This is a genomic window from Krasilnikovia cinnamomea (genome assembly GCF_004217545.1).
Classification (GTDB): domain Bacteria; phylum Actinomycetota; class Actinomycetes; order Mycobacteriales; family Micromonosporaceae; genus Actinoplanes; species Actinoplanes cinnamomeus.
Genome location: NZ_SHKY01000001.1, coordinates 3,496,153 through 3,509,785 on the forward strand (window position 1 = coordinate 3,496,153; position 13,633 = coordinate 3,509,785).

The window sequence follows — 13,633 nt, forward strand, 5'->3', positions numbered from 1 at the left end:
GTCATGGGAGCGGACGGGCCAACGGCCATACCGTGCACCCATGACCGAGGCACTGATCTTCGACGCGGTGCGCACCCCACGCGGCAAGGGCAAGCGAGGCGCGCTGCACGGCGTCAAGCCGGTGACGCTCGCCGCCGGGATGCTGCGCGCCCTCGCCGAGCGCAACGACCTGGACACCTCCGCGGTGGACGATGTGGTCCTCGGGGTCGTCTCCCCGGTCGGGGAGCAGGGCGCGGACATCGCCCGTACGGCGGTGCTGGTCGCCGACTGGGACATCCGCCCGGCGGGCGTGCAGCTCAACCGGTTCTGCGCCTCCGGGCTGGAGGCGGTGAACGTGGCGGCCGCGAAGGTCGCCGCCGGCTTCGAGGACCTGGTGGTCGCCGGTGGCGTGGAGTCCATGTCCCGGGTGCCGATGGGCTCGGACGGCGGGGCCTGGATCACCGACCCGGCGACCAGTTTCGCGACGCATTTCGTGCCGCAGGGGGTCAGCGCCGACCTGATCGCCACGTTGGCGGGCTTCAGCCGTACCGATGTCGACGCTGTCGCCGTGCGCTCGCACGCGCGGGCGACCGAGGCGCGCGAGAAGGGCTATTTCGCCCGCTCGATCGTGCCGGTCACCGACCAGAACGGCCTGCTCGTGCTGGCCGAGGACGAGACGATCCGGCCGGGCACCACCGTGGAGACCCTCGCCGGGTTGAAGCCCAGCTTCGCCACCCCCGGCGGCCTCGGCTACGACGCGATCGCGATCGACCGCTATCCCGAGGTCGAGCGGATCGACCACGTGCACACCGCGGGCAACTCGTCGCAGATCGTGGACGGCGCGGCAGCGATGCTGATCGGCAGCGAACGCGCCGGCCGGGCGCTGGGTCTGGTCCCGCGCGCCCGGATCGTCACCACCGCGGCCGTCGGCACGGAACCGACCATCATGCTCACCGGCCCCGTGCCCGCCACCCGCAAGGCGCTGGACCGGGCCGGCCTCACCACGGCCGACATCGACCTGTACGAGATCAACGAGGCGTTCGCCGGTGTGGTCCTGCGGTTCCAGCGTGACCTGGACCTGCCCGACGAGAAGGTCAACGTCAACGGCGGCGCCATCGCCTTGGGCCATCCGCTGGGCGCCACCGGCTGCATGATCCTCGGCACCCTGCTGGACGAGCTGGAACGCCGCGACCTGCGCCGTGGCCTGGCCACCCTCTGCGTCGGCGGCGGCATGGGCGTCGCCACCATCATCGAGCGGATCTGAGGGAGTACGACTGATGAGCATCCGCTTCGAGCGCGACGGCGACGGCATCGTCACCCTCACCATCGACCTGCCCGGCTCCGCCAACGTGATGAACGCCGACTACCGCGCCGCGATGGCCGCGGCGGTGACCCGGCTGGAGGCCGAGCGCGAGTCGGTCACCGGCGTCGTGATCACCTCCGGCAAGAAGACCTTCTTCGCCGGTGCCGACCTGACCGAACTGGTCGCGGTCACCGACGACAACGCCGGTGAGTTCGCCGCCGCGCTGGCGGCGGTCAAGGACCAGTTCCGGCGCCTGGAGCGGCTGGGCCGGCCGGTCGTCGCGGCCCTCAACGGCAGCGCCCTCGGCGGCGGCTTCGAGATCGCCCTCGCCTGTCACCGCCGGATCTGCCTCGACGACGACACGATCCGCCTCGGTCTGCCGGAGGTCACCCTGGGGCTGCTGCCGGGCGCCGGCGGCGTCACCCGCAGCGTCCGGCTGCTCGGCGTGCAGGCGGCGTTGCCGCTGCTCACCGAGGGCAAGCGACTGCGCCCGGCCGAGGCGCTCGCGGTCGGCTGGATCCACGAGCTGGCCGCCGACCGTGCCGACCTGCTGGCCAAGGCGCGGGCGTGGGTGCTGGCCAACCCGGCCGTCGTCCAGCCGTGGGACGTCCCGGGCCACCGGGTGGCGGACCTGCGGCCGCTCGACCCCGCCAGCTACCCGCTGCTGGCGGCGGCCCCCGCGATGCTGCGCAAGAAGACGCACGGCTGCTACCCGGCGCCGGAGAAGATCCTCGCCGCGGCGGTCGAGGGCGCGATGGTGGACGTCGACACCGCCCTCGCGGTGGAGAGCCGCTACCTGGTCGAGCTGGTCACCGGCCAGGTGGCCAAGAACATGATCACGACGTTCTGGTTCCAGCGCAACGCGCTGGAGGCGGGCGGTTCCCGCCCGGCCGGGGTTCCCCGCCAGGCCGTCGCGCGCGTCGGGGTCCTCGGCGCCGGGATGATGGGCGCGGGCATCGGGTACGCCGCCGCGACGGCCGGCATCGAGGCGGTGCTGAAGGACGTCAGCGCGGAGGCGGCCGAGGCGGGCAGGGCGAAGGTCGCCGCGCTGCTGGACGAGCGGGTCGGCGCGGGCCGGATGTCACCGGAGCGGCGCGCCGAGACCCTGGCCCGGGTCACCGCGACCGCCTCGGACACCGAGCTGACCGGCTGCGACCTGATCATCGAGGCGGTCTTCGAGGACCGGCAGCTCAAGAACACGGTGCTGGCCGCCGCCGAGGCCGCCGCCCGGCCGGACGCGGTGATCGCTTCCAACACCTCCACGCTGCCCATCACGGGGCTTGCCGAGGCGGTGCCCGATCCGGCGCGCTTCATCGGCCTGCACTTCTTCTCGCCGGTGCACCGGATGCCGCTCGTGGAGATCATCCGCGGCGAGAAGACCTCGGCGGAGACGCTGGCCCGCGCCTTCGATTTCGTACGGCAGATCGGCAAGACGCCGATCGTCGTCAACGACAGCCGCGGCTTCTACACCTCCCGTACGTTCGGCACCTATCTCACCGAGGGCATCGCGCTGCTGGCCGAGGGGGTGCATCCGGCGCTCGTGGAGAACGTGGCGCGCAAGGCCGGCATGGCGGTCGGCCCGCTGGCCGTCTGCGACGAGGTCACCCTGACCCTGGCGATGCGGATCCGCCAGCAGGCCCTCGCGGACCTGGCCGCCCAGCCGGGCGCCGCCGCTGCGCCTGAGCACCCGGCGTACGCCGTGCTCGACACGATGATCTCGGAGTACGGGCGGACCGGGAAGGCGGCGGGCGCGGGCTTCTACGACTACCCGGCCGGCGGCCGCAAGCGCTTGTGGCCCGGCCTGGTCGAGCGGTGGACCACCGACGACCCGGGTGTCTCCGAGCGTGACGTGCGGGACCGGCTGCTGTTCATCCAGGCCGTCGAGACCGCCCGGATCTTCGGCGAGGGGGTGCTGACCTCGGCCGCCGACGCCAACCTCGGGTCGATCCTGGGCATCGGTTTCGCCCCGTGGACGGGCGGCACGCTGCAGTTCATCAACTCCTGCGGGGTTGCCGCGTTCGTCGAGCGGGCCGACCACCTCGCCGACACGTACGGCGAGCGGTTCCGCCCACCCGCCCTGCTGCGTGACATGGCCACCCGCAACCAGAGCTTCTGATTCTGCAGGCTTGGCGGGATGCACTCGGGCTGACTGGCGGGCCGGGAACCGGTACGGTCGAACCGCCAACCGAGGGAGGCGGAGATGCCGGCTGATTTCATCATCGCCACTGGCGACCAGATCAAGGTGACGATCCCGCCGCCGACGATCGTGCCGCAGCTCGCGGCGCCCGTCCCGCTCGTCGGGAGCAGCAAGAACGTCATGGTCGGCACCAATCCGGTCTGTCTGGAAGGTGACGAGCTGCCGGTCGCGCTGAAGGGGCCGTTGACGTACACGGCGCCGCCGTTCGTCACCCCCGGCACGGGCACGCTGGAGATCACGCTGCTGCCGACCAACAAGACCATGCAGACCGAGAATGGCAAGAAGATCCTGGTGAAGGGCGCGACGTTCACGGTGCGGTTCACCGTGCAGACGCCCGCGCAGCAGCCGACGCCGACCGGCCCGGTCCCGGACCCGGTGGCGGTCAAGCCGGGTACGGCCCAGTTCATCACCACCAACGTGCAGGTCAAGGCCGGCTGACCTGCGCCAGATCTTGAGGAGTTCGGGTCGATCCCTGACCCGAACTCCTCAACGATCCTGGCGGCCCGGTCGGCGACCCGGCTGGTCAGGCGTCGGCGGAGACGGCCTGTGCGGCGCGCGCCCGAGGTTCGTAGCCGGTACGCCCGTGGTGGCGGTCGATGTAGGCGATCACGAGCAGGACCCCGACCAGCAGCACCAGCGCCACCACCCCCGGCACTAGCAGGGACACCGGGATCAGGAGCAGGCAGAACAGCCCGGCCACCAGATGATCGAGGCGAGGGCGGTGCCCGCGCCGGCCGCTGATCGCGCTCAAGCCGAACATGAACAAGGCGGCGCCACCGCCGAGGCCGATGGCGTGGACGCCGTGCATGTGGTGGGTGGGATGGCTCACCACGCTCTCCAGCCCGACCGCGATGAAGACCACGCCCGCGACCAGCGGCAGGTGCAGGTAGCTGAACATGTCGCGGGCCAGGTGGGCGCGCTCGGCACCGATCGCCCGGGACAGCTGGCGTTCGCTGAGCGCGGCCTCCCAGTCGAAGTACGCCCACCAGAGACCACCGATCGCGGCCACGGACAGCAGGATCGTGGCGGCCAGCAGCGGCGTGATGTGCGCTCCGGTCAACAGCACGCCTGCGCCGACGGCGACCACCGACTCGCCCAGGGCAATGATCATGAACAGGCCGTGCCGCTCGAAGAAGTGCCCGGCATGGACGGTGAAGCCACCGACGCCGGTGATGATCGGGGTGCCGTAGTCGATCAGCACGGCCAGGCCCCAGAGGATGAGCTGGACCGTCGACGGTACGAAGACACCGATGATGAGCAGTATCGACGCGGCCAGGTTGCCGGGCGCGAGGCGCAGGATGGCGGCCCGGTTGGCGCCACCGGCGACCGCGAACAACACCAGGTGCAGCACGCGGACGACGAAATAGGCCAGCGCGAAGGGCAGCGCGTTCTCGCCGAAGGCCTCCGGCACGGCGACCGCGACGACGAGCAACGCGCCCATCGCGGACAGGACCACCCCTCGGGCGGAGGCGCTGTTGGTGTCGACCGCGTTGGTCAGCCACGCGTAGGCACCCCAGGCCCACCACAGCAGGGCCAGGACGAGCATTCCGCGCAGCACGCCGTCGGCATGGGGATCCCTGAGGATCAGGTCGGTGACCCGGGTGAGCGAGAAGACGAAGACGAGGTCGAAGAAGAGTTCAAAGCTGGAAACCGGCCGGCGCGGCTCGGTGAGATTGGTTTCAGGCTCGGCCATGCCGACCATTGTCGCATCAGGACGGCGGTTGCGGAGACCCGAAAAAGGGTCGTGCCGTGGCGTATACCCGACGAAGTGTCGGCAACGACTTGACGAAGTGTGCGATGCGGGCGGATCTGGCACGTCGCCGCGCGGCCGGTGTGGACCGATCCGGCAAGCATTGCCGCTGACTTGACGAAGACTGCACTCGAATCCGGCAGCGTACGGCGACCGCCCATTGTTCGCGTTGACGCCCCGCTGCCCCGGCACGCAGGATTTCGCTATCCAAAGCGCTGGACGGTGACTCTGACGAGTACGCCGTCACTGATCCTTGTCGACCAAGGAGTCGCCGTGACCAAGAAAGTCCTCATCGTACTCAGTGAATACGGGTATTGGGGAGAAGAACTCATCGGCCCGCTGAGTCAATTCGACGAGCGGGGTTACGACGTCGTCTTCGCGACCCCGAACGGGCGCCGGGCGCATGCTCTTCCGCCCAGCCTCGACCCGGACTTCATCGACCCGCCGCTGGGCCGCAGTGTCGTCTCCGCCGAGGTGGCCAAGCTTGTCCGCGAGGTCGAGGAGTCGACCCGGCTGGACAACCCGATCAGCCTCGCCGACTGGTACCCCACCCGGCCGTACACCAGCGAGGACGACTACCTGCGCAAGCTGGAGGCGTACAACCGGCAGGTCGGCGACAAGCTGGACGAGCAGATCGCGGAGTACGACGCGATCCTCATCGTCGGCGGCAGCGGCCCGATCGTGGACCTGGCCAACAACGGCCGCGTGCACGACCTGATCCTCGCGTTCCTGCGCAGCGGCAAGGTGATCGGCGCGGAGTGCTACGGCGTCGCCTGCCTAGCGTTCGCCCGTGACTGGGAGCACCGGCAGAGCATCATCGCCGGCAAGCACGTCACCGGGCACTGCAAGGAATACGACTACAAGGACGGCACGGGCTTCCTCAACACCGACTTCAACATGGGCCCGCCGCCGTACCCGCTGGAGTACATCCTGCGTGACGCGACCGGTCCGGACGGCGAGTACCACGGCAATTTCGGGCACGAGATCTCGGTCGTCGTGGACTACCCGTTCGTCACCGGACGTTCCACGCCCGACTCTTTCCGTACCGGCGAAAAGATGATCGCGGTACTGGAAGACGGACTCCGCCGCTACGGCTGGTAAGAAAGGGGTGCATTGTGGCCAGGCCCGGTAAAGAAGCGATGATCGAGCAGTTCCTCGCTGACGGCATCACGCACATGTTCGGAAACCCGGGGACGGTCGAGCAGGGGTTCCTCGACGCCTTGGAACAATTCCCCGACTTTCATTACATCCTGACCCTGCAGGAGACGGTCGCGGCGGGCATCGCCGACGGGTATGCCCGCGCCACCGGCGGCCCCGCCGTGCTGCAACTGCACAGCGGCGTCGGGCTGGGCAACGGCATCGGCATGATGTACCAGTCCAAGCGGGGCCACGCGCCGCTGGTCGTGGTGGCCGGCGAGTCGGGCATCGCGTACGACTCGATGGACGCGCAGATGGCCGCCGACCTGGTCGCCATGGCCAAGCCGGTGACCAAGTGGGCGACCCGGGTGGTCGACCACCGCTCGCTGCTGCGGGTGCTGCGGCGGGCCATCAAGATCGCCATGACGCCGCCGCGCGGCCCGGTCTTCGTGGCGCTACCGATGGACGTGCTGGACGCGCTCAACGACGAGCCCGTCCTGCCCACGGTCATCCCGGACACCCGGACGCTGCCCGCCCCCGACCTGGTGGCCCGCGCCGCGGCGCTGCTGGCTCCGGCGCAGCGGCCGGTGATCCTGGTCGGCGACGGCGTCTCGGTGGCCGGTGCGGAGCCGGAGCTGGCCCGGGTGGCCGAGAAGCTCGGCGCCGACGTGTGGTTCGTGGACTCGTCCGAGGCCCACCTGCCCGCCGCGCACCCGCTGACCCGGGGCGCGATCGGGCACATGTTCGGCCCGGTCAGCCGCGCCGCGGTGGCCGACGCCGACGCGGTGCTGATCGTCGGGACGTACGTGTTCCCCGAGGTCTTCCCGGACCTTCAGACGCCGTTCCGCCGCGACGCCGCGATCGTGCACGTCGACCTCGACTCGTACGAGATCGCCAAGAACCACCCGGTCACTCTCGGCCTGGTCGCCGACCCGAAGCCGACCCTGGACGCGATCGCGACCGTGCTGGACCGGCTGCGTACGCCGAACCAGAACGCGGCCGCGGCGGCCCGGATCGAGGACCGGCGCGCGGAGAAGGCCGCGGCGCAGCCCGCCGAGGACACGCTGATCGACGCGTTCCTGGCCGAGCTGGCCCGGCGGGCACCGAAGGACCTGATGGTCTTCGACGAGGCGCTGACCGCGTCCGACTACGTGGTCAAGCACCTGCAGCCGGGCCTGCCGGGGCACTACTTCCTGACCCGGGGCGGCTCGCTGGGCGTCGGCATCCCGGGCGCGGTCGGCATGAAGATCGCGCACCCGGACAAGACCGTGGTCAGCTTCAGCGGCGACGGCGGCAGCCTCTACACCTACCAGGCGCTGTGGACCGCGGTGCGCCACGACGTGCCCGCCACGTTCGTGGTCTGCAACAACCACCGGTACGAGCTGCTCAACAAGAACATCGCGCAGTACTGGAACGAGCGGCACATCTCGGCCCACCCGTACCCGAGCTCCTTCGACCTGTCCCATCCCGAGGTGGACTTCGTCGGGCTGGCGCACTCGTTCGGCGCCGAGGGGATGCGGGTCGACAAGCCCGACCAGGTGGCCGAGGCGGTGGACCGCCTGCTCACCGCGCGGCGGCCGTTCCTCATCGACCTACTCACCGACGACACCGTACGCGACTGAGGAGACACTTCCATGGCATTCACCGAAGCGGCGATCCGGTCCATGGTGGCCGACTGGTACCGGGCGCTCGATCAGCACGTCGAGCTGGCCGAGGCGCTCACCTACCTGGTCGACGACGGCCTGGAGATGCGGTTCCCGGAGGGCACCTCGCGCGGCCACGAAGGATTCGCCGAGTGGTACAAGGCGGTGACCAACCGGTTCTTCGACGAGGTGCACACCGTCACCTCGGTCGACTTCTCCGAGCTGGTCGCGGACCGGGCGTCGGTCAAGGTCGTCGTGAACTGGCAAGCCAAGATCTGGAACCCGCCGGCCGCGAAGAGCGAGTGGCTCGGGTTCGACGCGTACCAGACGTGGGAGGTCGTGCCCGGCCCCGGGGGCACCCCCCAGATCAAGACGTACATCGTCGACGCACTCAAGCCCATGCCGGGCTCGGCGTCGCTGTGACCCCGTCGCGTCCGCGACGGTATCCCCAGTAAGGAAAGGAACCACAATGTCTAACACCGATCTCGTATTGAGGATGTACGACCTCTTCGGCAAGGGCGAGATGGACACCATCAAGACCGAGGTGTTCCACCCGGAGATCACCTGGGCCATGCCCGGTCACCACCCGCTGTCCGGCACGATGAAGGGCGCCGACGAGGTCATCGCGTTCTTCGCCGACCTCTTCCAGGCCGGCATCAACGTCGACGACGTCCACTTCGGCGAGCTCGACAACGGCACCGTGGTGGAGAAGCACCACGGGCACGGCATCTCCGAGGGCGTCGAGTACCTCTTCCCCACCTGCACCACATACGAGATCGAGAACGGCCGGATCCGCGCGGTCCAGGTGCACACCGCCGACCAGCACGGGGTCGACCGCTACATGTGGTCGCGCTTCCAGCTCAAGAGCGTCGCCGACCGTCTGCTCGTGGGGGCCTGATGTCACCCACGACTGAGCTGGTCGAGGCCGCCTACCAGGCCCTCGCGACCGGTGACCGCAAGCAGATCGAGCAGTACTGGGCCGAGGACATGCGCTGGCTCGTGCCGGGCAACCACCAGCTGGCCGGCTGGTGGGAGGGGCTGGACGGCTTCTTCGACTTCATGTCGCAGGTCGGCAAGCTCTCCGGCGGCAGCTTCGTGATGACGCGTTCGGCGATCCTGCTGGCCGACGGCTGGTCGGCGGACATCTCGCACAACGTCGGTACCCGTACCGCCGCGCGTGACGGCAGCACCTCGCCGTACGACCGGCTGGAGATCGACGTCGTGCACGTCCTGCGCTGGCGCGACGGCAAGGTCATCGAGGGTCGCGGCGCGATCTACGGCGACGGCACCACGCAATTCAACCAATTCTGGTCGCAGCTGGCCGCCGACGCCACGCGCGTCGCCGCCTGACCGACCGGCTTCACAGACGCGGAAGGGCACCGATGGACACCAGGGAAGTTGTGGACAGTTACTACCGGCTGGCCAACGCCGGCGACTGGGACGCATGGTGCGACCTGTTCGCCGCCGAGCAGGTCATGGACGAGCAGCTCGCCGGTCACATCGAAGGCCAGGAAACCCTTCGCAACATGATGAAGGGCTTCCCGGACATGTACGCCAGCTTCGCGAACCGACCGCAACACATCGTCGTCGACGGGGACGAGGCCGCCGTGGTCTCGCGCATCTCCGCCGTCACGAGTTCAGGCGGCCGCATCGAGGCGAACGTGGCGAACTACTTCCGGGTGACCGGCGGGCGCATCACATACATGGCCAACTTCCACGACACGGTGCCCTTCCGCGCCGCCCTCACGCCCGAGGGGGACAAGTGACCACGGAAACGTACGACTACGTCATCGTCGGCGGCGGCACCGCGGGATCGGTGCTGGCGAACCGGCTGAGCGAGGACCCGGACGTCAGCGTCCTGGTGCTGGAGGCCGGTGGCAGCTTCGTACCGGCCAACGTGGACAACGCGCCGCTGTGGTACACGCTGCTCGGCAGCGGCGTGGACTGGGGCTACACCACGGTCCCGCAGCCGGGCCTGGGCGGCCGGCAGGTGTACGAGCCGCGCGGCAAGCTCCCCGGCGGCAGCAGCAACCTGTACATCATGATGCACATCCGGGGGCACCGGTCGGACTTCGACAACTGGGCCTACCAGGGCGCGGCCGGCTGGTCGTACACGGATCTGGAGCCGTATTTCCGCAAGCTGGAGCAGCGGCAGACGGTGATCAACGCTGGCGGCCCGGACGCGAACCCGCTGTCGCGGGTGTTCATCGACGCCTGCAAGGACCTCGGCCACCCCGAGGTCGACGACTTCAACGGCCCGGAAATGATCGGTACGGGCTGGCACCACATCGACGTGAAGGACGGCAAGCGCCACGGCGCCCTGGCCGACTTCCTGGAGCCGGCGCTGTCCCGCCCGAACCTGACGCTGCGCACCGACGCGACGGCAGCGAAGCTGCTGTTCTCCGGCGGCCGGTGCACCGGCGTGGCCTACCGCCAGCAGGAGCCGGCCGGTGCCTCGGGCGAGGGCCGTACGCTGCCCGGCGTCAAGCTGGCCGAGCCGGGCGACCGCGAGGTACGCGCGGCCCGCGAGGTGCTGGTCTGCCTCGGCGCCATCGAGTCGCCGAAGCTGCTGCAGCTCTCCGGTGTCGGCGCCGCGGGCCTGCTGGGCCAGCACGGCATCGACGTGGTGGCCGACCTGCCCGGTGTGGGGGAGAACTTCCACAACCACGTGCTCACCGGCCTGATCGCGGAGACCGTCGACCCGGTCCAGCCGGGGCGGCAGAACCTCTCCGAGTCGGCGCTGTTCACCCGGTCGCAGCCGGGGTTGCCCGCGCCCGACCTGCAGCTGGCGTTCGTACACGTGCCGTTCGACATCATCGTCGGGCAGAACCACCCGAACGCGGTGTCGATCCTGCCCGGCGTGGTCCGCCCGAACTCGCGCGGCAGCGTGCGGCTGGCCTCGGCGGACCCGTTCGCCGCGCCGCTGATCGACCCGAACTACCTGGGCGACCACTCCGACGTGGAGCGCATGGTGCAGGCCGTCAAGATGTCCCGCGACATCTTCGCCGCGCCCGCGTTCAAGGGCCTGCTCAAGGGTGAGCTGCTGCCCGGCGCGGACGTGCGGACCGACAAGGAGATCGAGGAGTTCGTGCGCAACCGCGCGGACTGCTACCACCACCAGGCCGGGTCCTGCCGGATCGGGGTCGACGACCTCGCGGTCGTGGACCCGTCGCTGAAGGTCCGTGGCGTGGAGGGCGTCCGCGTGGTGGACGCCAGCGTGATGCCGGCCGTGCCGTCCGGCAACTGCCACACGGCCATCGTCGCCATCGCCGAGAAGGCCGCCGATCTGATCAAGGAGAGCCGTCATGGCTGACGTCGCGCTGCGTCAAGGCCCGCTGTCCGGTGCGAAGGTCGCCGTCCTGGTGGAGAGCGACTTCTTCGAGCCCGAGATCCACTACTACCAGCGCCGCTTCGCCGAGGAGGGCGCGGAGGTGCACTTCCTGACCCGGCTCTGGGGCCAGGACCAGATCACCTTCAGCGGGCACGAGTGGCGGGCGCCGTTCACCGCGTCGATGAGTGTAGAGGGGATCGACGACGAGACGCTGCGCTCGTACGATGCGGTCATCGTGCCCTCGGGCATGGTGTCCGACCGGCTGCGCTACACCGAGGACGTGAGCAAGCTGGCCCCGGCGGTCGACCTGGTGCGCCGGGCGTTCGACGAGCCGGGCATCCTCAAGGGGATCATCTGCCACGGCTTCTGGCTGCTGGCGCCGATCCCCGAGACGATCCGCGGCCGCAAGGTCGTCTGCCACAACAACCTGGTCGGCGACGTCCGCAACATGGGCGCCGAGTACGTCGACGCTGACGTGGTCGAGGACGGCGACGACCTGGTGACCGGGCGCACCGGCATGCACGCGCACCTGTTCGCCCGGCAGATCATCGACCGGCTGATCGAACGGCGCCGGTCGTGACCGCGCTCGCGGCGGGATCGGCTGCTTCGGGACGGGCTGCTTCGGGACCGGCCGCGCCCGCGCTGCGCTGGTCGCATGTCGCGCTCAACTGCGCCGACCAGAAAGTCACCGAAGAGTTCTACGCGCGCTGGTTTGGTTTCGAGCGGGCCAGGGTGGTCGAGCTGGACGGGGGCGCGGAGATCATCTTCCTCCGTCAGGGCGACGTCTACCTGGAGCTGTTCGCGACCACCGATGCCACCCCGTTCGCGGTGAGCGCGGACGGCCCGGCGTACCACGGGATCGCCCGGCACCTGGCGTTCCAGACCGACGATCTGGACGCGTTCCTGGAGCGGGTGGGTGACGCCATCCCGGTGTCGCTGGGGCCGCTGAAATTCGACAGTTTCATCGCGGGCTGGCACAGCGTCTGGCTCACCGACCCCGACGGCGTGATTGTCGAGGTCAGCCAGGGGTACCGCGACGCCGACCCGGCCGACCTGCTGGCCGCGCACGTCCATTCCGGACCGAGCGCATAAGACGGATGTCACATCACCGAGCTAGCCTGCGCGGTACACATCAGACGAGCGGGGGGAACCCACGTTGAGATACCGCACACTAGGCCGTACCGGTCTGCGGGTGTCCGAGATGTTCCTCGGCACGATGACCTTCGGCACGGACTGGGGCTGGGGCGCGCCGCTCGACGAATGCCGCAAGCTGTACACGGCATTCGTCGAGGCCGGCGGCAACGTCATCGACACCGCCGACAAGTACACCGAGGGCGAGAGCGAACGCATCGTCGGTGAACTGATCAAGCAGGACCGCGACCGGATGGTCGTGGCGACCAAGTACACGCTCTCGTCCGACGGCACCGACCCGAACGCGTCCGGCAACCACCGCAAGAACCTGACCCGGGCGATCGAGTCCAGCCTCACCCGGCTGGCCACGGACCGGATCGACCTGCTCTGGGTGCACATCTGGGACCCGGCCACGCCGATCGAGGAGACGATGCGCGCGCTGGACGACGCCGTCCGCGCCGGCAAGATCCTCTACGTGGGCATCTCGGACACCCCGGCCTGGGTGATCTCCCGCGCCAACACGCTCGCCGACTGGCGGGGCTGGACCCCGTTCGCCGGGGTGCAGCTGCCGTACAGCCTGGTGCAGCGCGACGCGGAGCGGGAGCTGCTGCCGATGGCGGAGGCGATGGGGCTGTCCGTGGCCGCCTGGTCGCCGCTGGCCCGGGGCGTGCTGTCCGGCAAGTTCACCCGGTCCACCCCGACAACGCAGCACACCCGGGTCCGGGCCGAGGATATCGACGAGCGGGAGCTGGCGATCGCGCGGACGGTCGACGCCGTCGCCGACGAGCTGGGCGCCAGCTCGTCGCAGGTGGCACTGGCCTGGTTGAGGGCCGGCCGGCCCAACCTGCACGTGGTCCTGGGCGCCCGCCGCCTGGAGCAGCTGACCGACAACCTCGGCGCGGCCGAGCTGGAGCTGCCGGAGGACGCGATCCGCCGGCTGGACGAGGCGAGCGCGATCGAGCTGGGCTTCCCCGCCGACTTCATCAGCTCGATGGGCGGGTTCACCTACGGCCCGGTCGGCGAGCGCGTCGACTTCACCGACCGCGCCTGACACCGAGGTGGTCGGCAGGTGGACTGACGCCGGCGCTGACGTTCACGGCGAGCGCTGCCGCTCACGGCGCCGGATCCGAGTGATCCGGCGCCGTCGGCGTTCTGCTGCCGC

Annotated in this window: 14 protein-coding genes; 13 read left to right on the top strand and 1 reads right to left on the bottom strand. The window is 69.9% G+C overall.

Annotation, left to right across the window (positions count from 1 at the left end):
• Positions 1 to 40 precede the first annotated feature (40 nt).
• From EV385_RS15825 to EV385_RS15835, 3 genes are all read left to right on the top strand, one after another.
• A complete protein-coding gene (locus EV385_RS15825; protein WP_130510142.1) occupies positions 41 to 1,243 on the top strand; it encodes an acetyl-CoA C-acetyltransferase in 1,203 nt (400 codons plus the stop codon).
• A 13-nt stretch (positions 1,244 to 1,256) separates the two neighbouring features.
• Positions 1,257 to 3,398, top strand: a complete 2,142-nt coding sequence (locus EV385_RS15830; RefSeq protein WP_130510143.1) for a 3-hydroxyacyl-CoA dehydrogenase NAD-binding domain-containing protein — start codon at positions 1,257 to 1,259, stop codon at positions 3,396 to 3,398.
• An 84-nt stretch (positions 3,399 to 3,482) separates the two neighbouring features.
• Positions 3,483 to 3,917, top strand: a complete 435-nt coding sequence (locus EV385_RS15835) for a hypothetical protein (protein ID WP_130510144.1) — start codon at positions 3,483 to 3,485, stop codon at positions 3,915 to 3,917.
• An 85-nt stretch (positions 3,918 to 4,002) separates the two neighbouring features.
• On the opposite strand, the gene EV385_RS15840 is transcribed toward EV385_RS15835, so the two are convergent.
• Positions 4,003 to 5,172, bottom strand: coding sequence for a low temperature requirement protein A (locus EV385_RS15840; RefSeq protein ID WP_165449498.1), 1,170 nt, complete (start codon positions 5,170 to 5,172; stop codon positions 4,003 to 4,005).
• A gap of 330 nt (positions 5,173 to 5,502) precedes the next feature.
• Here EV385_RS15840 and EV385_RS15845 point away from each other — a divergent pair, with 330 nt between their 5' ends.
• The 10 genes from EV385_RS15845 (at position 5,503) to EV385_RS15890 (ending at position 13,522) form a co-directional block, all read left to right on the top strand.
• Positions 5,503 to 6,330 carry a type 1 glutamine amidotransferase domain-containing protein gene (locus EV385_RS15845; RefSeq protein ID WP_130510146.1) on the top strand — a complete coding sequence of 276 codons (828 nt, stop codon included), beginning with the start codon at positions 5,503 to 5,505 and terminating at the stop codon, positions 6,328 to 6,330.
• Between the two features lie 38 nt (positions 6,331 to 6,368).
• Complete coding sequence (locus EV385_RS15850; protein WP_207229844.1) at positions 6,369 to 7,988, top strand: thiamine pyrophosphate-binding protein; 1,620 nt, start codon at positions 6,369 to 6,371, stop codon at positions 7,986 to 7,988.
• Between the two features lie 12 nt (positions 7,989 to 8,000).
• Positions 8,001 to 8,432, top strand: coding sequence for a nuclear transport factor 2 family protein (locus EV385_RS15855; protein ID WP_130510148.1), 432 nt, complete (start codon positions 8,001 to 8,003; stop codon positions 8,430 to 8,432).
• 46 nt (positions 8,433 to 8,478) lie between these two features.
• Complete coding sequence (locus tag EV385_RS15860) at positions 8,479 to 8,907, top strand: nuclear transport factor 2 family protein (protein ID WP_130510149.1); 429 nt, start codon at positions 8,479 to 8,481, stop codon at positions 8,905 to 8,907.
• The gene (locus tag EV385_RS15865; RefSeq protein ID WP_207229845.1) at positions 8,907 to 9,359 is read left to right on the top strand and encodes a nuclear transport factor 2 family protein; all 453 of its coding nucleotides are present in this window, start codon (positions 8,907 to 8,909) and stop codon (positions 9,357 to 9,359) included. The genes EV385_RS15860 and EV385_RS15865 overlap by 1 nt, the downstream gene beginning before the upstream one ends.
• Positions 9,360 to 9,391: 32 nt before the next feature.
• Complete coding sequence (locus EV385_RS15870) at positions 9,392 to 9,775, top strand: nuclear transport factor 2 family protein (protein ID WP_130510150.1); 384 nt, start codon at positions 9,392 to 9,394, stop codon at positions 9,773 to 9,775.
• On the top strand, positions 9,772 to 11,322 hold the full coding sequence (locus EV385_RS15875) for a GMC family oxidoreductase (RefSeq protein ID WP_130510151.1): 1,551 nt from the start codon (positions 9,772 to 9,774) through the stop codon (positions 11,320 to 11,322). Before EV385_RS15870 ends, EV385_RS15875 begins: the two co-directional genes overlap by 4 nt.
• A complete protein-coding gene (locus EV385_RS15880; protein ID WP_130510152.1) occupies positions 11,315 to 11,920 on the top strand; it encodes a DJ-1/PfpI family protein in 606 nt (201 codons plus the stop codon). Before EV385_RS15875 ends, EV385_RS15880 begins: the two co-directional genes overlap by 8 nt.
• On the top strand, positions 11,917 to 12,432 hold the full coding sequence (locus EV385_RS15885) for a VOC family protein (protein WP_130510153.1): 516 nt from the start codon (positions 11,917 to 11,919) through the stop codon (positions 12,430 to 12,432). The genes EV385_RS15880 and EV385_RS15885 overlap by 4 nt, the downstream gene beginning before the upstream one ends.
• A gap of 109 nt (positions 12,433 to 12,541) precedes the next feature.
• On the top strand, positions 12,542 to 13,522 hold the full coding sequence (locus EV385_RS15890) for an aldo/keto reductase (protein ID WP_242625298.1): 981 nt from the start codon (positions 12,542 to 12,544) through the stop codon (positions 13,520 to 13,522).
• The last annotated feature ends 111 nt before the right edge of the window (positions 13,523 to 13,633 follow it).

Coding starts and splice junctions, on each gene's coding strand:
- EV385_RS15825 (WP_130510142.1), top strand. CDS start 41: ATGACCGAGGCACTGATCTTCGACGCGGTGCGCACCCCACGCGGCAAG.
- EV385_RS15830 (WP_130510143.1), top strand. CDS start 1,257: ATGAGCATCCGCTTCGAGCGCGACGGCGACGGCATCGTCACCCTCACC.
- EV385_RS15835 (WP_130510144.1), top strand. CDS start 3,483: ATGCCGGCTGATTTCATCATCGCCACTGGCGACCAGATCAAGGTGACG.
- EV385_RS15840 (WP_165449498.1), bottom strand. CDS start 5,172: ATGGCCGAGCCTGAAACCAATCTCACCGAGCCGCGCCGGCCGGTTTCC.
- EV385_RS15850 (WP_207229844.1), top strand. CDS start 6,369: ATGATCGAGCAGTTCCTCGCTGACGGCATCACGCACATGTTCGGAAAC.
- EV385_RS15855 (WP_130510148.1), top strand. CDS start 8,001: ATGGCATTCACCGAAGCGGCGATCCGGTCCATGGTGGCCGACTGGTAC.
- EV385_RS15860 (WP_130510149.1), top strand. CDS start 8,479: ATGTCTAACACCGATCTCGTATTGAGGATGTACGACCTCTTCGGCAAG.
- EV385_RS15865 (WP_207229845.1), top strand. CDS start 8,907: ATGTCACCCACGACTGAGCTGGTCGAGGCCGCCTACCAGGCCCTCGCG.
- EV385_RS15870 (WP_130510150.1), top strand. CDS start 9,392: ATGGACACCAGGGAAGTTGTGGACAGTTACTACCGGCTGGCCAACGCC.
- EV385_RS15880 (WP_130510152.1), top strand. CDS start 11,315: ATGGCTGACGTCGCGCTGCGTCAAGGCCCGCTGTCCGGTGCGAAGGTC.
- EV385_RS15890 (WP_242625298.1), top strand. CDS start 12,542: ATGTTCCTCGGCACGATGACCTTCGGCACGGACTGGGGCTGGGGCGCG.